24 protein-coding genes are annotated in these 21,208 nt (G+C 58.0%); 16 read left to right on the plus strand and 8 right to left on the minus strand.

Going from position 1 to position 21,208, the window contains the following annotated elements; translation table 11 throughout:
* Window positions 1-124: 124 nt before the first annotated feature.
* The 3 genes from SynA1562_RS10695 to SynA1562_RS10705 are packed head-to-tail and all read left to right on the plus strand — an operon-like array spanning window position 125 to window position 2,586.
* Complete coding sequence (locus SynA1562_RS10695; protein ID WP_255445651.1) at window positions 125-985, plus strand: GNAT family N-acetyltransferase; 861 nt, start codon at window positions 125-127, stop codon at window positions 983-985.
* Window positions 986-1,027: 42 nt separating this feature from the next.
* A complete protein-coding gene (locus tag SynA1562_RS10700; RefSeq protein ID WP_255445788.1) occupies window positions 1,028-1,315 on the plus strand; it encodes an acyl carrier protein in 288 nt (95 codons plus the stop codon).
* A gap of 2 nt (window positions 1,316-1,317) precedes the next feature.
* Window positions 1,318-2,586 (plus strand): beta-ketoacyl-[acyl-carrier-protein] synthase family protein, encoded by a 1,269-nt coding sequence (locus tag SynA1562_RS10705; RefSeq protein ID WP_186493835.1) that lies wholly within the window; start codon window positions 1,318-1,320, stop codon window positions 2,584-2,586.
* On the opposite strand, the gene SynA1562_RS10710 is transcribed toward SynA1562_RS10705, so the two are convergent.
* The 3 genes from SynA1562_RS10710 to SynA1562_RS10720 all read right to left on the minus strand — a co-directional run bounded on the left by SynA1562_RS10710 (window position 2,549) and on the right by SynA1562_RS10720 (window position 7,329).
* Entirely contained in the window at window positions 2,549-3,277 is a 729-nt protein-coding gene (locus SynA1562_RS10710; RefSeq protein WP_186493836.1) for a 1-acyl-sn-glycerol-3-phosphate acyltransferase, read from the minus strand. The genes SynA1562_RS10705 and SynA1562_RS10710 overlap by 38 nt on opposite strands.
* Window positions 3,278-3,329: 52 nt before the next feature.
* Complete coding sequence (locus SynA1562_RS10715) at window positions 3,330-5,228, minus strand: capsular biosynthesis protein (protein WP_255445652.1); 1,899 nt, start codon at window positions 5,226-5,228, stop codon at window positions 3,330-3,332.
* A 103-nt stretch (window positions 5,229-5,331) separates the two neighbouring features.
* Window positions 5,332-7,329 (minus strand): capsular polysaccharide biosynthesis protein, encoded by a 1,998-nt coding sequence (locus SynA1562_RS10720; protein ID WP_186493838.1) that lies wholly within the window; start codon window positions 7,327-7,329, stop codon window positions 5,332-5,334.
* Between the two features lie 32 nt (window positions 7,330-7,361).
* Between SynA1562_RS10720 and SynA1562_RS10725 the strand changes: the two genes are divergently transcribed.
* From SynA1562_RS10725 to SynA1562_RS10755, 7 genes are read left to right on the plus strand one after another with little or no spacing between them, the layout of a single operon-like run.
* Window positions 7,362-8,042 (plus strand): cytidylyltransferase domain-containing protein, encoded by a 681-nt coding sequence (locus tag SynA1562_RS10725; protein WP_186493839.1) that lies wholly within the window; start codon window positions 7,362-7,364, stop codon window positions 8,040-8,042.
* Window positions 8,043-8,068: 26 nt separating this feature from the next.
* A complete protein-coding gene (locus tag SynA1562_RS10730) occupies window positions 8,069-9,376 on the plus strand; it encodes a DUF6716 putative glycosyltransferase (protein WP_186493840.1) in 1,308 nt (435 codons plus the stop codon).
* The gene (locus SynA1562_RS10735) at window positions 9,373-10,401 is read left to right on the plus strand and encodes a DUF6716 putative glycosyltransferase (RefSeq protein WP_186493841.1); all 1,029 of its coding nucleotides are present in this window, start codon (window positions 9,373-9,375) and stop codon (window positions 10,399-10,401) included. Before SynA1562_RS10730 ends, SynA1562_RS10735 begins: the two co-directional genes overlap by 4 nt.
* On the plus strand, window positions 10,398-11,717 hold the full coding sequence (locus SynA1562_RS10740; RefSeq protein WP_186493842.1) for a DUF6716 putative glycosyltransferase: 1,320 nt from the start codon (window positions 10,398-10,400) through the stop codon (window positions 11,715-11,717). Before SynA1562_RS10735 ends, SynA1562_RS10740 begins: the two co-directional genes overlap by 4 nt.
* A gap of 39 nt (window positions 11,718-11,756) precedes the next feature.
* Window positions 11,757-14,042 carry an N-acetylneuraminate synthase family protein gene (locus SynA1562_RS10745; RefSeq protein WP_186493843.1) on the plus strand — a complete coding sequence of 762 codons (2,286 nt, stop codon included), beginning with the start codon at window positions 11,757-11,759 and terminating at the stop codon, window positions 14,040-14,042.
* Window positions 14,039-14,956 carry a hypothetical protein gene (locus SynA1562_RS10750; RefSeq protein ID WP_186493844.1) on the plus strand — a complete coding sequence of 306 codons (918 nt, stop codon included), beginning with the start codon at window positions 14,039-14,041 and terminating at the stop codon, window positions 14,954-14,956. Before SynA1562_RS10745 ends, SynA1562_RS10750 begins: the two co-directional genes overlap by 4 nt.
* Before the next feature lie 3 nt (window positions 14,957-14,959).
* Complete coding sequence (locus SynA1562_RS10755; RefSeq protein ID WP_186493845.1) at window positions 14,960-15,736, plus strand: sulfotransferase family protein; 777 nt, start codon at window positions 14,960-14,962, stop codon at window positions 15,734-15,736.
* Here SynA1562_RS10755 and SynA1562_RS10760 read toward each other — a convergent pair whose 3' ends face one another.
* On the minus strand, window positions 15,737-16,423 hold the full coding sequence (locus tag SynA1562_RS10760; protein WP_186495414.1) for an SDR family oxidoreductase: 687 nt from the start codon (window positions 16,421-16,423) through the stop codon (window positions 15,737-15,739).
* A gap of 89 nt (window positions 16,424-16,512) precedes the next feature.
* Between SynA1562_RS10760 and SynA1562_RS10765 the strand changes: the two genes are divergently transcribed.
* Entirely contained in the window at window positions 16,513-16,728 is a 216-nt protein-coding gene (locus SynA1562_RS10765) for a Nif11-like leader peptide family natural product precursor (RefSeq protein WP_115081034.1), read from the plus strand.
* Between the two features lie 135 nt (window positions 16,729-16,863).
* A complete protein-coding gene (locus SynA1562_RS13100; protein ID WP_255445653.1) occupies window positions 16,864-16,998 on the plus strand; it encodes a hypothetical protein in 135 nt (44 codons plus the stop codon).
* Between the two features lie 10 nt (window positions 16,999-17,008).
* Here the strand turns inward: SynA1562_RS13100 and SynA1562_RS10770 are convergent, their stop codons facing one another.
* The 4 genes from SynA1562_RS10770 to SynA1562_RS10785 all read right to left on the minus strand — a co-directional run bounded on the left by SynA1562_RS10770 (window position 17,009) and on the right by SynA1562_RS10785 (window position 19,229).
* Complete coding sequence (locus SynA1562_RS10770; RefSeq protein WP_255445654.1) at window positions 17,009-17,533, minus strand: DUF2808 domain-containing protein; 525 nt, start codon at window positions 17,531-17,533, stop codon at window positions 17,009-17,011.
* 83 nt (window positions 17,534-17,616) lie between these two features.
* Window positions 17,617-18,132, minus strand: coding sequence for a hypothetical protein (locus SynA1562_RS10775; protein WP_186493846.1), 516 nt, complete (start codon window positions 18,130-18,132; stop codon window positions 17,617-17,619).
* A gap of 40 nt (window positions 18,133-18,172) precedes the next feature.
* Window positions 18,173-18,433, minus strand: coding sequence for a hypothetical protein (locus SynA1562_RS10780; RefSeq protein ID WP_186493847.1), 261 nt, complete (start codon window positions 18,431-18,433; stop codon window positions 18,173-18,175).
* A 589-nt stretch (window positions 18,434-19,022) separates the two neighbouring features.
* Window positions 19,023-19,229, minus strand: a complete 207-nt coding sequence (locus SynA1562_RS10785) for a hypothetical protein (protein WP_186493848.1) — start codon at window positions 19,227-19,229, stop codon at window positions 19,023-19,025.
* Window positions 19,230-19,244: 15 nt separating this feature from the next.
* On the opposite strand from SynA1562_RS10785, the gene SynA1562_RS10790 reads away from it, so the two are divergent.
* The 4 genes from SynA1562_RS10790 to SynA1562_RS10805 are packed head-to-tail and all read left to right on the plus strand — an operon-like array spanning window position 19,245 to window position 20,804.
* On the plus strand, window positions 19,245-19,553 hold the full coding sequence (locus tag SynA1562_RS10790; RefSeq protein ID WP_186493849.1) for a hypothetical protein: 309 nt from the start codon (window positions 19,245-19,247) through the stop codon (window positions 19,551-19,553).
* 45 nt (window positions 19,554-19,598) lie between these two features.
* Window positions 19,599-20,105, plus strand: coding sequence for a macro domain-containing protein (locus SynA1562_RS10795; RefSeq protein ID WP_255445789.1), 507 nt, complete (start codon window positions 19,599-19,601; stop codon window positions 20,103-20,105).
* Window positions 20,098-20,286 (plus strand): hypothetical protein, encoded by a 189-nt coding sequence (locus SynA1562_RS10800; protein ID WP_186493850.1) that lies wholly within the window; start codon window positions 20,098-20,100, stop codon window positions 20,284-20,286. The genes SynA1562_RS10795 and SynA1562_RS10800 overlap by 8 nt, the downstream gene beginning before the upstream one ends.
* Entirely contained in the window at window positions 20,286-20,804 is a 519-nt protein-coding gene (locus tag SynA1562_RS10805; protein WP_186493851.1) for a hypothetical protein, read from the plus strand. Before SynA1562_RS10800 ends, SynA1562_RS10805 begins: the two co-directional genes overlap by 1 nt.
* The last annotated feature ends 404 nt before the right edge of the window (window positions 20,805-21,208 follow it).

Here is a 21,208-nt window from a genome sequence, read left to right on the forward strand (position 1 = left end):
AGTGGACGCCAATCTTCCCGCATAATGCGATTCAGGGATATGGACCATGACGCAGACCGGACCATCAGCGCATAGTGATGTCCTGCTTCCTCACGGTTGGCGAGACGCCAACCACAGGAGCAGCATGTTGTTCCGCCTCGACGGTCTGGAGCTTCATCTGATCCCTGGAGAAAAATTTGAAGCCGTCGCGGATGCCGTTGGAACATTGCGGGAATCCACCTACCGCCAACAGCTCTCCGGCTCAGGCAACACCCGGGACCTCGATGACCGCGACTCCGCTTATGACCATCTGATCCTGTTGGAGCCCAGCAGCGGAGCCCTCGCCGGGTCAGCTCGGCTGCAATTCATTCCTCAGTTCATGGCCGCTGAGGAGCTCCCTGGCAGCCAACAGTCCTACCTAGAGCACGTCTATCCCGGCATCAAAGCGATGCTGGCGCAGCAAACAAATCACGTGGAGATAGGTCGGGTTGCTCTAGCCCCACGATTTCAGCGCCAACCGCACTCCCTGATGGCTTTATTCCGCGGTGGGCTCCTGATCGCAGCCCACTCGGGGTTCAGCATTCTGCATGGATTGGTCTCTTACAACCACTTCGCCCACAACGATGCCGTCAATGCAGCCTTTCTCAGTGCGTTGATGCGTCCTCCCTATCGCAGAACAAGCCCTGCATTGCCGTCACCACGTCACCCGATCAACGCCATCCAGCCAGACAACACCCCCCACCCAATCGGCAACGTTCAGGCTCTGGAGCTGGCGATCCGACAGGACCACAGCGAAGACTTCCGTCTTCCAGTGCTGTTGCGCCAGTACTTCAACCTGATGGAAGCAAAGGTCTGCGACCTCTCTTTGGCACGGGATTTCAACCAGATCACAGAAATTTTGATGGCCGCCGACCTCTCACGCTTGCCGAAGGATCGCCTGGCCTTCTTCATCGACGTTGACCACCAACCTGTCTACCAGCAGTTCAGCTGGTACCGGGGCAAGTGATAAAGGAGGCATCACTGGTACTTTGGCTGGATCAGAAGGTTGGTGGTGTTGGCCGAGGGATCTCCCGATAAGCAAGAGCTAGAGGGACGCCTCGTCGAGATCCTGCATCGCATTTCCGGCGCTGATCCTGCATCCATCACCCCGGATGCTCGCCTAATGGAAGACATCGGAATTGATTCCTTGGGGTTCTACGAAATCCTGATCGAAGCTGACACCTGTTTCGGCATTCGTATCCAAGAGGAGCAGCTCCTGCAATTCAAGACGGTGGGTGATATCCAGAACCATCTGGCATCGCTTGACATTGATCTCCCAAACGCCCAAACCGCCTAACCGTGGCAGTACGGCAGCACGTCTCCCAGCGGGTCTCGATCGTGGGCTGGGGTTCCGTATCACCCCTGGGCTGTGATGCAGAATCAATCTGGCAAAGCGTTCTGGCAGGGCGCTCCGGCATCAGCTCCCTGACGGCAGACTGGAGTAAAGATCTACCGGTACGCATTTCTGGATGCGTGCCCGTTGCCGCCACCCAATCCCTTGAGCCTCTGCTGCAACGGCGTTCTGACCGCTGCGCACAACTGGGGTTGCTGGCTGCTCGAGAGGCCTGGGCTATGGCCTCAGCAGCCATTGGCAGCATTGACCCAGCCCGAGTTGCTGTGGTGCTGGGGACCGGGATCGGCGGACTCCACACCATGCATGAACAGCACAATCAGCTGACCCAAGGAGGGCCGGCACGGGTCAATCCACTCACCGTGCCAATGCTGATCCCTGATGCGGCTGCAGGCCAAATCGCCATCGACCTAGGCCTTCACGGTGGGGCGCATACCCCAGTCTCGGCCTGCGCATCAGGAGCCGAAGCGATGATGCTCGCCCAGATGCTGCTCAACGACAATCGTGCCGATCTCGTGCTGGCCGGCGGCACCGAAGCACCCGTGAACCGGCTTGGGCTTGTCGGCTTCTCGGCCATGAGGGCTCTTTCCTGCAGAAACGATGCCCCTGAGCAAGCGTCCCGGCCTTACGGCAAAGACCGGGACGGGTTCGTGCTTTCGGAAGGAGCTGGAGTACTAGCAATGATGCGAGAGGAAGACACCCCAAGAGGTTCAGCCCTTGGCTGGCAACTCGCCTGCGGCAGCAGCAGCGACGGCCATCACATCGTGGCACCAGAACCACAAGGGACCCAGGCGAGTCGAGCCATCGAAGATGCTCTCCATCGCGCCGGAATCGAACCCAGTGATCTGTGCGCCGTTCAAGCCCATGCCACCGGCACCGTCCTGGGTGACCTAGCTGAAGCACGCTCCCTTCGAAGGAGCCTCGGACATGCCGCTGACCACATCCCGGTTTTTGCACCCAAGGGACAACTCGGGCATTTACTTGGAGCAGCAGGAGCAGTCGAAGCCATCATTGGGATTCAAGCCCTTCACACAGGAATGCTTCCAAGAACAATCAATTCAGACCCACTGGATCCAGAAATCAATATCAATGTAACGACCGAAAAGCCAATCGAATTAAAAAATACAAACAAAGAACATTTTATGCTAAAAAACTCATTTGGATTCGGTGGTCACAATATCAGCATTGTTCTTTCCTCGAGCAATAAAAATCTATAACCGCAGGCTCAAATAAATTCTTTGGCAAACTCACTGGTATTAAATCCAAGTCTTCCTCCCACAGCGAGCATGTTATCTCTACCTCTGGAGCCATCAAGCGCTTCACCAGAATCGCAAGAGGACTATATAGATCACTCCTCGACAAGCCAACATCTCCATATCTAAACACCCAAGGCGCAATACGTGTTGAAAATTTTCTTGCAATAACCTGTGGGCTTCTTGAGGCACGCTGATAAATTGATGTCACAAGTGAGCCATTTGGGGCAATAATCATTTGCCCGTATATTGACATGAGTTCGAAAGACCTCAAAACAGACAATCGCCTAGATTCCGAATCCATATGATCAAGAAGAATATGTCCAGAGTTGCTTGCACAACGATCAAAAAAAGGCAAGATTTTCCCAAGATGCGAACCTGCTGTCGTGATACTAGGAAGCCTCAAGTAGCCATGGATAATGAAGACATCTAAGGGGTTTTCATGATTATAAATATGAACATATCCCTTCGCCTTCGCCTGCGCCGACCAATCAAAATTGGACTTGACAACAACATTTACACCCAAAGATTTTAATAGTTGACGCGAAAAAACTGACGACAACAGGGAAGCAGATTTTTTACAACCCAAGACCAACAATGGGAGCTGAGCCAAGTAAACGAGATACGCACTAATGAGCAAAAAAAGACGTGCCAACAATCTAAGAAAAACAATGATTAGTCTCATGGGATTGATAAAATCAGCTTTCCTACTGGCCTCGGGGACAAAACACGGACTCAACTTTCATTACAAATTCCTCAGCATTCATGCCTGAAGGACATTCAATAGCGGAGGAGTGAGCTCGTCTAGCCCTGACAAGAAGGACCGGCGAAGTGAGACGAGAACAAAACAGCTTCAAAAATTCATCCACAGTGTTAATACTAAAATCAACACTCTTTTCATAAACAAAAAACCATGGAACCATCATCAAATTACTTGAACGACAAACGGACCAGAAATTCTTTATAAGCTCTCGATTGTTCACATCAAAGGGTAGGCAAATTTGCTTGCCTCCACTAGACACACCAGCAAGATAGTTTATATTCTCATTGCCTTCACCAATTGAAAAATCAGCACCAGGACATCTCTCGAAACGCAAATTTCTAGAAACGACGAACAAAGTGTTTAACCCGAGAGAACCTCGAGCAACGAGCAAATCAAACCAGCTGGACTGATCATAAAATTGGATAACTTTGAATCCGACTGACTTACAAACTTGACTGTCATCAACAATCACCTGAACGCCAAGAGATCGCAACAAGAATACTGACAGAATTGAAAATAATTTTTCAGCAAAATCACGCCATTTCATCCACACACAAACATTCTTCAGCGCGAACAAAGCCAGAGCCAAGGAGAGACATAAGAGTCGGCGGAGAATTCTCCCTAACAACTGCAAGGTATTTACTGAATTTCCAGGAATTAAGACCGGCAGGCGTGGGCTGGGGGGGAGCTGACGGGCCTCCGGACCGATAGGGAAGGTGGTGCGGAAGGGGAAGTCCCCATCGAAATTGCCATTCACCTGGGTGGTGAGCACCAGATGGTTGTAGAAGCGATAGAAGAGGGCCCGATCGCTGGGCTGAGGATCACACCAAAAGCCGTCGAGAGGTTTCTGATCCGTCAATCCCTCCAGGTTGTAGAAGGTGTCCCCCATCGTCTTGGTGGGCACCGCATGGAACAGGGCTTGCAGCCCTACGGTGCTATTCACCGTGATCACCCCACGGCAGGTGCGCAGGTAGCGGCTGAGGGGGCCATCGTGGAAGTAATGCACCCGGCCTATGACGCCGTATTGCTTAGCAAGCAGCTGGATCAACGAGGCGTAATTGTTGTAGCCCCGATCCCTGGGATGGTGCTTGAAGGCCAGGTGGTCGGAAGCGTGAGCATGGCCGGCAAAGGATCGAATCACGTCTTCGATGAAGTCGTGCATGCCCCGGTATGGCGACCCCATCTGAATCTGGGAATCACTGGAAACCTGCAAAACGGCCAGAAAGAACGAACAGTGTTCAAGCAACCGCTGCTTCACCGATTGTTCCTGCCAGCGGTAAAGCCAGTAGCGCCAGCTACCCCGCACTTGGCACCAGAGAAATCTGGGCGAGGGCTGAAGTTTGTGCTCCCCCTCGATGATCGGGTAGCGGGTGAAGGCGTGCTGAATGAACGTCGGGGCCTTCCAGGCTTTACGCCACCGCCAACCTGGATCAAGAACGATGTTCTGGGGCAGCTGGTCGCAGGGGGGCAGCTCCCGATAAAAAACCGCTGGCTTGTTGAGATTGGAGCGGGCATTGACCCGATCCCGCTCGAGAGTCACGTAGTTGGGGCGCAGATAACCCAGCTCAAACACCCAGGCCTCAACCCCAAGATTGCGAGCTTCTTCAATGGCGATTCGGTGGGGAATGATGAAGTCGCCATACATAAAAATGTGGCGAATGCCCCGTTCCTCAATCAGCCGACGCAGAAAGGGACGCCAGCTGTCCATCCCCTTGCTGTAAGGCACACAAACTTCGGTCGGGAAGCCGAATTCCCGCAGGGGGAACGCCACCTTGGTCACCGGGATGCCACAGCCCTGCAGGTAGCGGCAGAAACGAGCAAAGAAAAGACCGATGGGGCCCATCAACAGCAGCACTGGCCCGTCGATTCGAACCTGTACGAGAGCTGGCGCCCGTCCCCTACCCAAACTCCGACCCGCCCATCAATGGACAAAATCCTGACACGGCTCAACGGCGCCGAAGCCGTCCCCAGTGGCGGAACAGGGCCTGCACCAGCGTGCGCCGCTTCGGGGGAGCGGCGCGCCAAGCCACCAGCTCATCGATGGCCTGCTCAGGGGTGATGAACCAGCCGCTGTCTCGGCTGACGTAACGGGGATAGTCGATCAGGGCGGCATGAACCAGCTCGTCCAAAGACAGCTGCCGCTGACGACGACCGCAACGCTCGCGGTCGTGGGTCAGACCCCAGCCGGCATAGAACGGCAGGCCCCAGCAATGCACCTCAAGACCGCGCAGCAACGCCTCAAACCCTGCCAGGGAGGTGAGCACATGCAGTGCATCGATCTGAGTGAACAACTGCTGGATCGACCCCTGTGACAGCACCTCATCGCAGAGCGCAGCGGCGGCGTCTTCGCCGGCACCGGCGCGGCAGAGCCCTGCCACCACATCGGGATGCGGCTTGTACACCAGGTAGGCCTCAGGATCCGCTGCCCGCACCGCTTCCAACAACGCCCTGTTGGTACGCAGCCCGGGGGCGCCGTAGCGGATCGAAGCATCGCTTTCCACCTGACCGATCACCAACACCACCCGGTGCGCTCCAGCAGGACGAAGCCAAGGTTCCGCCTGCAGGTTGTATTTGGTGATCGCCTCCTGCACCAACCGCTGACGCAACGCCGCGGCCCGCTGGCATTGGGCCGACGTCCACCGCTGCGTCGCGAGGAGCGATTCCAGATCGCTAGGCCGGGTGGCGTCGTAATAAACGCCCTGGTGATCCACCACCCAGGACACCGGATCCACCAGATCAGCCCCGAGTCCAACCGAGCGCAGAAAGCCGTCCTCCACCTGCAGCACCGGCAGCTGCCGGCGCGCCGCAGCCTCAAGCAACCGCGGTTTGGCACGGCGACCCCAGACCACCACAGCATCAACACCTTGGGGAATCCGTCGCCATGGAGCGCGAAAGCGCAGCTGACTGCCTGCCAGAAAGCGGCGCAGGTTGCGCTGTTTCCAGGGGGTGAAGCCGAAGGCCACACAGCGCCAAGGCTGTTGGGCCTGGAGGCGCCTCTGCAAGCCGATCGCACCCATCAAGGTTTCGATAGGACAGGGCTGATGGCGCTGGGGATCGATGCAGCGGCAGGCTCCCACCAGAGCGGCATGCACCAGAGCCTCCAGACTGGCTCCTTGGCGTCGCCGAGCCGGGGCGTCGCATCGGTCATGGGTCAGCCCCCAGCCGCCGTAAAACGGCATGCCGAAGCAGTGCACCGGACGACCCCAAAGCAAAGCTTCAAACCCCATCTGGGACGTGACCACATAGACCGCCCGTGCCCGCTCGAGCAGACGGGCCGGATGGCCACCGTCCGCACTGAGACGAACACGGGGGTGAGCCAGATCTTCGGCGGTGAAATGGCCCCTGGAACGCCCGGAGATCACATCCGGATGCACCTTCACCACCACCGTGCAGTCTGGATGGTCCTGCAAAGCAGCCTGAAGCATCCGCTGGAAACAGCTGGAATCCGCCAAGCCAAGTGCAATCGATCGATCCCCTGCGGATTGATCCACCACCAACACGTAGGACACATGCGGCGCCTCCGCCTCCCGCGGGGGGTTGACCTTGCTGAGCCGCTGCTCACACCACAGCCGTTGCAGAGCGCGTGCGCGGTTGGCCTCAGTCACCGTGATCGGCGCAGCAATCAACTGCTCCATCCGACTCGGGGCCGTTGCATCGAAATGCACCCCCAGCTCATCCACCAGCAGAGCGAGCGGTGGATGCTCCCGGCCCTTGGCCACCGAGCGAAGCAGACCGTCCTCGAGGTGCCACACCGGTAGATCCCACTGTCGAGCCAGTCGCTCGACACGCAACGCACTGGGTCGCCGCCCCCAGGCCAACAAAACATCCACATCGCGGCGGCGGCCCGGCACCAAACGGTCCGGTGCCAGCAGCTGCGCCAATGTGCGGTGCGCGAGCATCCCACGGGCCGGAACCCCGAGTTGCAGAGCAGCAGGCCTGGTCATCGGGTAAGACAGGTCGCACTGAATCCTCACCGATGGCAGTCCCCCGTGGCGCGCTGGCCCTGATCCCCGCCCGTGGTGGATCCAAAGGAATTCCAGGCAAAAACCTTCAAACGGTGGGAGGAGTGCCCCTGGTCTGCCGCAGCATTCGTGCAGCCCTCGCCAGCAACGGCGTGGGGCGGGTGGTGGTCAGCACGGACGACGAAGCCATTGCAGCCGCAGCCGAAACCGAAGGGGCCGAGGTCATCCAGAGGCCGGCGGAGATCGCCGGCGACACCGCCAGTTCTGAATCGGCGCTGTTGCATGCCCTGGATGTGCTGGAACAGCAGGGCCCTCTCGAAACCGAGCTGGTGTTCCTGCAATGCACATCCCCCTTCACGACAGGGGCCCAGATCGATGCCGTACTGGCCGCACTCCATGGAAAGGGCAGCAACAGCAGCTTCTCTGTCACGCCTTGGCATGGCTTCCTCTGGCGGGCCGATGGGCGAGGCATCAACCACGACCCTGGGTTGCCCCGCCAACGTCGGCAGGACCTCGAACCAGCTTTTCTGGAAACCGGCGCGATTTACGCCATGGCCATCACGGCCTTCCGGCGCTGTGGCAGCCGCTTCTGCCCACCAACAAGCCCAGTGGTGCTGCAGGAGGTGGGACCAGAAATCGACACGCCCGAGGATCTGGCCCTCTGCCGCAGCATCGCGGCCCAGAAAGGCGAGTAATTTTGCCCAGCAAGGTTTCGGAGTCGATGGCGCCCGCAGAATCCAAGTGCCTCGTTGGCCGCAAGATCGCGGCCGTCGCCTGCTTCGACTCCTTCGGGAAGCTGGCGATGACCATGCTGGCGTCCTGCCGGCGGGAGGGTGCCGATGTCACCTTGCTGCTGCTGGAGCTGAACAACCGGGCCCTCTCCAGGCGGCAACGCCTCGAAATTCGGCGGATCGACCCGAAAATCCGCATCGAAAACCACAACTGGAACGACCTGCGTCAGCTCTGCGGCGCCATGCCGGGGCATGTCGACGCTCTGATCCTGGGCCTGGATGGCCAACGCAGCCGAGATGCGCTGCTGCAACTGAAAAACATCTGGGTGGATCAGGACCAACGCCCACGCCTGATCAGCGCTTATCCAGGAATCCTGTTCCGCTTCGGCCTCGAGGGAATGATGGATCGTTCAGGCGCCGACCTGCTCTGCCTAAACAGTGCAGACGATTTGGCCCTGTACGGCCGTGGCCGCAAGGCCTTGGGCCTGGACAGCAGCAATGCCGTGGTCACGGGACTGCCGATTCTCTGGCAGACGAAACCGCGTTCTGAAACACCCGACACTCCCTCGATCGTGTTTTTTGAACAGCCTTCGATTCCGGTGCATCCACTGCAGCGCAGGTTCCTCTGTAATCAGATCAAGGAGCTGGCCGAAGCCTGGCCCGAGCACCCTGTGATCTTCAAACCCCGAACGTCGAGCATCGAGAGCACCCTGCATCGGCGCCACGGGGAGATGGCCAGCGTGATCGACAAGATGACGCGCGATCAGCCGAATCTGAAACTCAGTTTCAAGCCCGCCACCCGACTGCTGCGCCAGTGCGGCTGCGCCATCACCGTCTCTTCCACGGCGGCCATGGAATCCATGGCGATGGGGATCAGCACCCGCATCGTCGGCGATCTGGGGGTGACAGAAACCCTCGGCAACCATTTTTTCGCCAGTTCTGGCGCCATCGCCAGCTTCGCTGCGATCAAAGCCAACCCCTTCGAGCTGATCCACGACGTTCAGTGGCTCGAACAGCAGGGCTTGCAGCGCGACGGTGAGGATCGCTTCATCACGGCGCTGGTTGACAAGCTGACCAGACCGGCAGCCCCCCTCGGCGTGCTCAATCATGGCCCCCTGAGCTGGGGCAGCAGTGCCTGGCAGAAGGCTGCGTTGGAGAACGGAGGCCGGCGGATGCTGAGCAGTGGTGGTGCCCGCTCCAGCCAGCGCAAACGTCACCGCACCCGCCGCATTGTGCGCAGCCTGCGTGACGGTGTGGTGGGATTCGGTTGGCTCTCCAAGCTGTTGCGGGAACGATGACGTTCCTGCTGATCAGCGATGGAGTGCTGGAGCATTCCGCCTGCTGGCTGATGGCGGAAGCGCTGGAGCAACAGGGGCTGCGCTGCATCACGGCAGGGCCGCCGCTGCAGGGACACCAGCCTCTGACCACACCCGCACCTCAGCTGAGCATCGACCTGGCCCAGCTGCCCGCTCACCCTTTGTTGGAGCAGGTCTCAGCCATCGGCCTCTTCCTGCAGAACCCGGACGAGATCCCACGCTTCATCAAGACCTATCAAAACCTCTGCAGGGAAGTCGGACGGACACCAGCGACCTTGTTCAGCGGCCCCCTCGTGCCTTTGGTGGGGGATGCCCTGATTCAGGATCTCAGCCTGCGCCTGGGGTGTGATCTTCTGCTGGTGAGCGGCGAGCACCAACGCCGACAACTCCGATCGCTCACCTTCAACTGGCCCACAAGCCTTCGTGTTCCACCTGTGATCTGCACGGGCTTCTGGTTCCCTCAGGACGCACCATGTGCCCCAACCCAGAAGCCCCTGCTGCTGGCCTTGATCCAGGAGCGGATCCCCACCCATCTGGGAGCCCATGAGCATTTGCTTCGCCAACTCAACAGCTGGGCGCGGCAACGTCCGAACTGGACCGTGATGCTGCAGCGCGACCACAGCTGGAGCGCAACGACAACGCTGATGGCCAACGACGAACCCTTGGCCAACAACCTGTTGGAAGCGGCCCCTGGCCAACTTCTGCCACTGCTGGGGTCCTGCACCGCCTGCCTCACGGTGAGCTCGCCATGGAGCCTGGCGGCGATGGCCTGGGGCCGGATCCCGATCATCGTGGGCGACTACGGCATCCACGATGAACAGAACACAACTGGGTTCTTCGGCTGCGGTGCCATGCATCGCCTTCGAAGCATCCCCCACCTCGATGCCGTCAGGGAGCTACCCATGGCGAACCAAGCCTGGCTAGATGACAATGGCGCCGACATCACCAATGGACCGCAGCGTCTGGCCAGGGCCCTGAGCGACCTGGCGCTCCACGAGGAACCATGACATCAACTGCGAGCCAGCCCACGCTCGATGTGCTGCTGATCGCGGACAGCGACAGCCAGCTGCTGGCCTGTGAAGCCCTTTGCAGTGCTCCGACCGCGCTGAACGTTCACTGGACGTTCAGTGTGATTCCAAGGGACGGAACACCCCAGGCTTTGTTGCAACGCCTGGCCGAGCGAGGAACTCTGCGCCACCAAAGCCTGGCTCGGCTGCTGAGGGATCGGCGGCTGCAGCACTTTGATGCCATCGGCGTTTTCCTGACGGGCAGCAAGATCAACGACATCCGTCTTGCCCTGCAACGGAGTCGCCAGCGCCCCTTGCTGTTCTGTGGGTTCAATGGTGTGGTGCTCGACCACTTCATCGAAGGGGTGAGCTGGCGAATGGGCTACGACCTGATCTGCCTCAGCGGCCCGCGCGATCGGGACGCCCTGGAACAGCTGGTGACCGGAACCCCGTTTGCACAGCAGCGCACCGTGCTGACCGGCCTGCGGCGCAACGCCCCTTGCACAGACTGCACTCCCGTAGCGGAACGCCCGCGGCGACTGGTGTTTGCCGAACAGGTGATCATGCCTGCGACAAGCAGCGAACGGTCCCGACTCGTGCGCCTGCTCAGCGATCTGGCCGGACGTTCTCCCAATTGGGACGTGGTGATCAAACCCCGAATCGCCCCCGGCGATGCCACGTTTCATGATGTCGAGACCCACATCACCACCACCCTGCAGCAAACCCTGGGGGTGCCTCCCACCAATCTGCGGCTGGACTATCGCCCCCTGCCGGTGCTGTTGAAGCAGGCCCGGCTGCTGGCCACGCTCTCCTCAACCGCTTTCTTCGACGCCCTCGACTTCGGCTGCCGGGCGATTGCCATCAATGATCTGGGCCTACAACCGAACTATGGAGGCCACGTTTATGCCGGCAGCGGTGTGTGGCGCTCCCTGGAGGCCATCCCCAACCTTGATGCCCTTGATGCCGAGGGGCCATCCCCGGATCCGCGCTGGCTGGAGTGGATGGGCTACGGCCAGCAGTTCAGTCCCTCCGCGCTTTTGGAGGCCCTGAACGAACAAAAACACCGGACACCGGAGCCACCGCCCAGCCGCATTGGTTATCCGGGCAATGCCCAGTCCAGCTTCAACCAATTGCGCTTGGGAGCCGAAGCCGCCATCGCGAGTGGTGATTGGACCAATGCTCGGGAGCTGCTCTGGCAAGCAGCCATGATGCGACCGCTGCACCGCGGCGTTGCCCGCCGCCATTGGGCCGTCCGCCAATCCAATCCACTGATACGTCAGATCGCGCTGCTGATGTCGTACAGAGATCTGAAGTAAGTTCGACGACGGACTCAACCCAGGCGGCCGAACAGAACGGTGAGAGGCATCCTGATTGAGCGAAATTTCACCCAGTTCGTTGTCTTCGCGGAAGACAGCATCCTCTCGGCACTCAGCAAGATCACGGCGAACCAGTCCCGCCTGATTTTTGTTGTCTCGGAAAGTGGTATTCTCCAGGGCGTTCTCACCGATGGTGACTTCCGACGCTGGATTGCCGGTTGCGGCGAGATTGATCTGAACCGGCCGGTAACTGCGGCCATGAACGCCAACTGCCGGTCGGCCGCCGAAGGCACAAGCGCCAGTGATCTGAGTGCCCTGCTCAATTCCCGCATCATTGCGCTGCCGCTGCTGGACAGCCATGGCCGCATCGTCGCCGTGGCCCGACGCGCCACCGACGGGCTCCAGATCGGTTCCCACCGCATCGGCGATGACGCCCCCTGCTTCCTGATCGCCGAGATCGGCAACAACCACAACGGTGATCTCGACACCGCTCTTCAACTGATTGATGCCGCCCAGGCGGCTGGGGCGGACTGCGCCAAGTTCCAGATGCGGGACATGAGCCGGCTGTATCGCAATTCAGGCGACAGCAACGACATGGCCTCCGATCTGGGCACCCAGTACACCCTGGATCTGCTCGAGCGCTTCCAACTCAGTGACGATGAGCTGTTCCGCTGCTTTGACCATGCCGCCAGCAAAGGCTTGGTACCTCTCTGCACCCCTTGGGATGAAACGAGCCTCGAGAAGCTCAACCGCTGGGGGATGGAAGCCTTCAAGGTGGCGTCGGCGGATTTCACCAACCACGCTTTGCTCTCCAGCCTGGCGGCGACCGGAAAGCCCCTGATCTGCTCAACCGGCATGGCTTCGGAAGTGGAGATCCGCTCCGGCATCCGCCACCTCCAAAACGAGGGCGCCGGCTACGTGCTGCTGCACTGCAATTCCACGTATCCCACCCCCTTCAAGGACGTCAATCTGCGCTACCTCGAGCGGCTGCGCGACCTGGCCGAGGCGCCCGTGGGCTATTCCGGCCATGAACGAGGCATTGAAGTGCCGATTGCCGCCGCAGCCCTTGGCGCTGTGGTGATCGAGAAACACATCACCCTCGATCGCTCGATGGAAGGCAACGACCACAAGGTGAGCCTGCTGCCCGATGAATTCGCCCAGATGATCCACGGCATTCGCCGGGTGGAGGAGTCGATGGGCAGCAGCGGCGAGCGCAGCATCAGCCAGGGCGAAATGATGAACCGCGAAGTGCTGGCCAAGAGTCTCGTCGCCACCTGCGACGTACCTGCAGGCACGGAGATCACCGAGGCGATGGTCGGCATCCAGAGCCCTGGGCAAGGCCTGCAGCCCAACCGTCTTGCCGACCTCATTGGCAAGACGCTGCTGGTGAGCAAAGCCGCCGGCGATTTTTTCTTTCCCTCAGACCTTGAAACCCCGGCCGCCACGCCGCGCGCCTACCGATTCCAACACCGCTTTGGCCTGCCGGTTCGTTATCACGACATCGAGAGCTTTGCTGCCAGCAGCAATCTCGACCTTGTTGAAATCCACCTCAGCTACAAGGATCTCGAGGTCAACCTTGATGAAGTGCTGCCGACAAAGCAGCAGATCGGCCTGGTGGTGCATGCCCCCGAATTGTTTGCTGGGGATCACACCCTCGACCTCTGCAGCGCTGATGGCGACTACCGCCGCCATTCGATTGCAGAACTCCAGCGCGTGGTCGACATCTCTCGTGACCTGCGAAGTCGTTTCGACTGCCCCGATCCCGTCCTGCTGGTGACCAACGTCGGGGGATTCTCAGAGCACCACCATCTCGAGCACGCGGACTTGCAACCGCTACGGCAACGCCTGATCGAGAGCCTTCGGCAGATCAACACCTCTGACGATGTGGAAATCATTCCCCAGACCATGCCCCCCTTCCCCTGGCACTTCGGGGGGCAGCGCTATCACAACCTCTTCGTCGACACCGACTTCATCGAGGAATTCTGCAAGGAAACCGGCATGCGCGTCTGCCTGGATGCCTCCCACTCCAAGCTTGCCTGCACCCACCTCAATGCCTCCTTCAGCGGCTTCCTCAGGGCGATCCTTCCGTTCACAGCCCACCTGCATCTGGCTGACGCCAAGGACGTGGATGGTGAAGGGCTGCAGATCAACGACGGTGAGATCGACTGGGTGCAGCTGTTTGCCCTGATGGGTCAACTGGCCCCCGAAGCAAGCTTCATCCCCGAAATCTGGCAAGGCCATAAGAACAACGGCGAAGGCGCCTGGCTCGCCCTTGAGCGCCTTGAAGGCTGTGTTGATTTGAGCCAGCAGCGTCAGGTCGCGTGAGTCAGCTTCAACCCAAGCGAATCGTTCTGCATTGCAGGCTGCACAAAACGGGCAGCACTTACATCCAGCGCAACCTCAAAAGAAACCAAGACCTGCTGTTGAAACAGGGAGTGCGCTATCTCGGGCCGAACACCTTCAAAAAGCGTTGCCCAAAGTTATGGAGGCATCTGCAATGGGGGCGCTTGGATCGCAGAACGTCCTCAGCTCTTCAAGCAGAAACCAGAACCAATCTTCTGGAGCTGGCGGGAGACAAGCCGGAATCCATCCACACCATCTTTCTCTCCTTCGAAGCAATTTTTGGCACATTGCGCAGCGGCCTGATCGATGAAGGGCGCAACAAAGTGCCAAACAAAGAACACAAGCCTGGTTTGTATCGGTACGCCAAAGCACGCACCAAACGCCTGATGACCGGTCTGGAAGACAGCCTGGGGCAGCGATCAATTGAATGGACGGTGCTTTTTGCCAACAGAAATCCAGAAGCCTTTATCCGCTCCTGCCACACCCAGCTGATCAAAGAAGGGCACCACACGCCTGAGACCAGTCACTTCGACACGTTCCGCCAAACGGCTGATTTCTCCCACAGCGATCCCCAACAACTCGAGCAGAGCCTCTCCAAGCTCCGCAGCAAACGCGACCTAACCGTCGTCACCCTCAACTATGACCAAGCCAGCAATCCCCAGGAGCCGAGCATCTTTCTCTGGAATCTGCTGAAGCGGGCCCTGCCCAACCAAGCCGATCTGCTCAAGCAGCAACTGGAGGCCAGCCCAGAGAATGACAAGCTGGCCAAAACCCCCAATCCGGGATTAAGCGAAAGGGGCCTTGAACTGGCGCTGCAGGCGCGCCCCCTGTTCAGCCGGAGCGAATGGAAACTGTTTCGCAAATTCCTCGAAAAAAATTTCTGCAAGAGCTCTTAATCGATGGCCCAACCACATCACTTCATCCGGATGAAGCACTACAACCTGCTCTATGGGCGGGTTCCCAAAGCGGCGAATTCCTCGATCAAAGCGGCCCTTTGCCGTCTGCTCAGTGAAATGCCCCCCAAAGGGACAAAAACCACCTCTGACAAGTTCTGGCAGCACGAAACGAATCATGAGACGGAGCTGATCACGCTTCGCCGTGCCCGCAAGTACAGGCGCAGCCATTTCAGCTTCAGCTTCGTACGCAACCCCTTCGACCGGTTGATCGCGGCTTACAACAACAAAGTGATCGAAAACGAGGAACCACCCCAGCCGATGCAGAACATGGGCGTCACCCACGGAATGTCGTTCGAGGATTTTCTCGACGTCTTAATTGAGACGCCTTACAAGCAATATGACGTTCACGTCTTACCCCAGAGCCAATTGCTCTGCATTGGCAATCAAATCGTGCCGAAGTTTGTTGGACGCGTGGAACAGATCAACGAACATTGGGCTGAACTGCGCGACATCCTGGCCCGACAAGGGGTCGAGGTGATGGAGTCGTTACCACAGAAGAATGTCCGACGCAGTGATCGCGGTGGCCTGCAGGATTACTTCAACAGCGATGCACTCATCGAAAAAACATTACGGATTTACGGAGACGATGTGCGCCTGTTCTACAACGATGTTTCTGTGGATCACCTGATTCAGAACAAGCCCCTACCAGCGATCAACACGCTGCACAGCAAGGGCTTGAAGCTGTCCAACTGGCTCCGGGAGCTTGGCTTCGGACGTTGATCAAGCGATCTGATCCAACCACTGTCCAAGCGACTGCTTGGGCTGGGCAGGGGAACTGGTGATTTCTAGGATGCGGCCACAAGCACGTGGCTGCTCCAGTGCATCCAGGCACACCTGTGCCACAAGACGGCGAGGGATGCTGTTGCTCTGCTGTTGATCGGCGTCTGTCACCAGCACGCCCTCCGTTGTGCTGCGGCTGTCCTCTTCACTGAGGCCTCCAGGACGAATCACGGTCCAATCCAGACCGCTGCGCTCCAGGCAGCGCTCACCAACCCGCTTCCAAACCAGGATCAGGCCGAACAGGTTGAGGGGATGCAGCCATCGGCCAGCGCAGAGGGAACTCACCAGCACCACGCGCTTCAATCCCAGAGAGCGGCAAGCCTGCACCTGCGCCTGCACTCCCCAGGCATCCACCTGAAGGGGACCCGCCAGATTGATCGACGGTCGAGCGCCCGTGGCGATCACCAATGCCGTGCAGCCCTGCAGCGCATGGAGCAACGCTTCCGCCGTGTCCAGCTCCAGGCGAAGGACCTCAAGGAGTCGTTCCTTCTCGGCCTTGGCCAAAGCTGAAGGCAGCTCGGAGCCCGGCCGAACGATGGCTCGGACCGATTGACCGCGCTTGAGCGCTTCCTCCACCACACGCCATCCGGTTTTGCCGGAAGCACCTGACACCGCCAGTTGCGTCATCCCATCGGAGCTGATCTCCGCACCAGTCAACAGGCAAAGGGCAGTGATAGAAGCAGAGCGGTCAGAATCAACAGGACATCAGCAGCCGCATGAGCACGGACCAACTCCGGCAATTTTTTGCTCACATTTCTAGAGATCCTTCGCTGCGAGAGCAGGTGCTCCAGGCTGTGAGTGCCGACGCTGCGGCCCTGATTGCCCAGGAGCTGGGCTACGAAGTCTCCGGCGATGAACTGCTGCGCTTCTCAGGCAAGAGCTCTTCGGGCGTGAGCGTCACCAAGATCCAACACCCGGGCGAATACCACTAATCCCGAAGAGTGCTTCGCGCTGATGAAGCGGAACAACTTGAATCTGAGCGCAGTTTTCCGTCTATGAGGACTCGCAAACAAGACTGGAATTTGGCAGCGGGCTGAGCCAGAACCGAAGGGCTTGCACTGCTTCTGATGGCACGCCTTCTTCAGCTTCTGCAGGGGTCCAGCAACAGCGCCGATCTTGCGGCGTGGACAGCCGTGATCTTTGCCTCGATCACCGCACTGGTGATCTGGGGATTGCTCAATGCATACCCCAACTTGCTCTAGTAGCCCTCAATTAACGATACGGATCCTGCTCGTAAACGTTCAAACGAAGTGTGGGGCCCACATAACGGACGGGATCCTCGCCAACTGCGAGGAGTTCCGTTGACCATTGATAGATACTCGACTGAGGATTAAAGCCGCGAAAGACAACATTCACCGTTTGCCCCGGCTGAATCGCTGGGGTGAGCTGGATCTTCAAGACCTCTTCCGACTCCGAGACAACAGCGGATGCCAGTCCGCTGTTGCCTTTGCCGCGAAGGGAATAGTCGCCGAGATAAACCCGAGGCTCTAGGTGCCCCCAATCCCACTGATCAAGATTGGGCAGCTGCCGCAAGACAATCTCTTGCAGGGAATTACCAGCATCCTCAGGAACCACAACCGTAATCGTGGTGCGATTGCGCAATCCTTCGGTGGATTCAGGGTTATGAATCATCACCCGTGTTGGGGGACGATCAAACAAGGATTGAGCGAATGATGGAGGCACCTCCAACCACACCATTGGAGCGAACAACAGCATGGCCATCCACTGGTGCTTCACCCGATCGCTCAAACACATCAATCAAGGCTAGCGATGCTCGCCAGAGCAACATCTCAAGCCGAAGTGCCAACCCTCGAAGGACTTCAGCAATGCCTTGTCAACAAGGATTCGACCATGCCGGTCTGACTCTGGAGCGCATAAGCCTCAATTTCGCGCTGTCGCTGCAGCGGTCCTAACGACTGAGTCACCGTCAGCAAATGGTCCGCCGTTGAACGGTCGAGATGGTGGGCCAAGAACCGATCAACCTGCGCAGGGCTGAAACCACCCTGCGCCTGCAGCATCAGGCTGATCGTGGACGACGAGGGCGTCTCCAAACCATCCAGACAGTCCTGAACCACGTGGATGGCTTCATGGGTCAGCACATCCAACTGGAGACCGGGCTCATCGCGCAGCCCCTCCGCCAAACAGAGTCGATTCACGCCCATGTTGTAGGCGGCGCGTTCGGCCCCGGGACCGCAACGCTCGAGGCGATCAATCACGACACCAAGCTGCTGGAGCCGATCGATCAGGCGATCCGTCCGCGCTGAAAGGGAAACCGCTTGGGCAGGAGCAGCCCAAGCGAGCATCAATGCAAAAGCGAGAATCAGACGTGTGACCAAAAACGAGACGCCTTAGACGCATGCCGAGCCTACGCCTGGCTCAACGGCCTTTGCGATGGCGCCAGGAACGGATCCTGTCACCAAGGGCAAACCACTGATCCGTGACCACAAACCAGACAACAAAGCCCGATAGGCCAACGAAAAGAACAATGGCCAGCACGACGCCGGTGCTGCCAATGAGCTGCTCTCGCGCACAGGTGTCGAAATCAGGCCCGGGCTTGCAGACGGGTTGAATCTCGCGAAATCCACGGTTGCCAGCGCTTTGCCCCCAACCCCCGCCCAATCCATTGGGGAAGTTCATCAGCTCAAGCGCTCAGGTTTTGCAGGAGGGCATGTCACAGAGCAAGCACCTTTCGGCGTGATCAAAACAGCACGAACAATTCAAGCAACAAATCAACCAACCGAGTTGCAGAAGTACTCACATTGCCTTGGTCTTCAAGCTGGCCTGAAATAGGTCAGAGTGACGCCTGGACGCGATATCGCTAGAAGCCAATGGGACCAGAAACGTTTGTTTTGCGAAATTGTGAAAGAGAGACTGTCTCCCTAGCTAATCACTGTTGCAATCAGGAATCTTGGATGAATCCCGGAGATCAGAGGACCAAGAAACCACTCGGTGCAGTCAGAATCTCAGGCCATGTGCTTCACGAAGTTGATCATGACCCACCAAACAAGTGCCCAGATCAGGATTGGTGGCACTTGATCGAAACACAGGTTGCTCAAGGGGCTCAGTCGACTTGCCGCGCAACCAAAGAAACTGGCCTGTGGAGGAGTCACGCTTGCAAGCCACCCATTCATCCGAACGGGCCACCGAGCCACAAGACATCACCATGCCAAAAGCAATCAGGAAAACCGCAAAGCAGGCTCTCAACATCTGCATGAAGGAATCCTGATTAGAAGGCAATCAATTCGAGCCAGATCAATGCGGATAGCGCCGTGCTTCCCACTGCCAATGCAAACCATTGATCTTTCAGGGTGCGGACCACGTTGAAATAGCTACTGACCCCAATACAACGCTCTTTCAGCAAAAAGCCAGCATTCGATGATGTTCTTTCGCTAATCACACTGTTGGCTTTCAAAGTGAGATTGAATGGATTCACTGCGTCAAAGAAAACTTGCTGGAGCTGCAGGACTACCGCCAGATCATCAACTTGGATCAGCCTTGGATCCAGGCGCAGAAGCAGGAGCTTCTAAGCCCCACGGAACGAGACAAGCTCACGCGGGAACTCCTGACCAGGTTCACAGGCCAGACATCAGCAGCAAATCAGCCGGTCAACGCAAAGCAGGCAAGGGGTGCCTTGTATGCACTGCTAATCCAGGCGCCTCCATTCCATTTCAGGGACTTAGAGCTGCCGATCATGAAAGATTTGGCTCCGCCGTACATGCCATCAAGACACTGGCAAGGAAAAAGCGTATGCAAGTAACTGATGCTGTGACGGAAGGACATCACAACCCTCGCCTGCGATGCAATCGTTAATGCTGCAAACAGTGCTTTGCTGGGCTGCTTCCGCCCCGACCATCCCTGCATCGACAACGCCATCCACGCCAAAGCGGGGCCGCGTTTACGCGACGACTGTGCACAAATCATGCAACTGCAGGGCAACCCGGAAGCAACGGGAGCGGCAAAAATCACCAGGGGTTATCACCTTCCAGCACGCTTTGTGCTGCACACCGTTGGCCCCATCCACCGCGGAGACGATCGATTAAGCGAAGAGAGTGAGTGGCTGGCACAGAGCTACAGATCCTGCCTGGAGCTGGCCTCACAGCTTCCAACAATTCGATCGCTTGCCTTCTGCTGCATCTCGACCGGTGTCTTTGGGTTCCCGGCATCAACTGCAAGCCAAATCGCCGTGGACAACGTGAACGAATGGATCAATCAACGGCCAAATCGTTTCGACACCATTGTGTTTAACGTCTTCAGCGAGCGTGACCAATGGCTTTACACGGAACGTCTCAGCAGACATCACCATGAATGATCAGGGCAGCGATCCGCGAATCGCGCAAGCAGCTGAAGCCATCCGATCAGCCGATGCCTTGCTCATCGGCGCAGGTGCAGGCCTATCAGCCGCCGCTGGCTACGACTTCACAAGTGAAGAGCGCTTCGCTCGTGATTATCCGGGAATGCTGCAGTACGGCTTCACGCAAAAATTCAGATGATGGCCAATTTCTCCGAGGGGGAAAACCTTCTCTGGGGCTATTACCTTCAGAATGTGGCCGAAACACGATTTGATTCAAGTGAGCCACACCCTGTTTATCAGACGCTAAGGCAAATCAGCGATCAATTTGCCGAGTGGTTTGTTGTAACCACAAATGTGGATTCCCTATTTGAACGTAATGGATTTGATCCACAACGGGTTTACTCACCACAGGGAGATTACGGACTGGGCCAATGCCGCAAGCCCTGCACGCCAGACACTTGGCCGAGCAAACCCTGGATTGACAATCTGCTTCCGAAAGTAGATCGCAACACTCAGTTGCTTGCCGATCAGGATCTGCCGCGATGCCCCAACTGCGGAGGCCCTACGTTTTTCAATGTTCGATGCGCTCACTGGTTTGTCGAGGAACCCTGGAAGAAAGGGCGACGAAACTGGGAACATTGGCTGGCGCACAACAGAACGAACAACATCGTGTCCATTGATATTGGCTCGGGCTTCAACACACATCCATGTGGGTGAGATGGCCTCTAGAACAAATCACGACCCTCCAACCTGGCAACACGCTGATCCGACTGAACCGTGATCATCCCGATGTGCCCGCACAAATCAAAGCCCAGTCAATCTGCTTTCAAGAGGATCCCCTGGACGTTCTGACCAAGCTGATTCAACACCTGAACTGATCATCCAGCAGCCACAGCACGGGACGGCACGGCACGTCGCTATAACGCAACAAACATTTACGCTCACACATCGCAATCCAGACCAATCTTGAAATAGCGAAGTGGACGATTAACTCGTCTTCTTTCTGCTTGTGACAAAACACCAACTCCGGTATCGATTCTGGCTGAATCGATTGCAATCACCGTCTTATGCAGTATTCGTCCCGTTCTGGAGGGCTCCGGCCGGGACGCGGACCCTTGTCA

It is taken from the genome of Synechococcus sp. A15-62 (genome assembly GCF_014280075.1).
Lineage (GTDB): Bacteria > Cyanobacteriota > Cyanobacteriia > PCC-6307 > Cyanobiaceae > Parasynechococcus.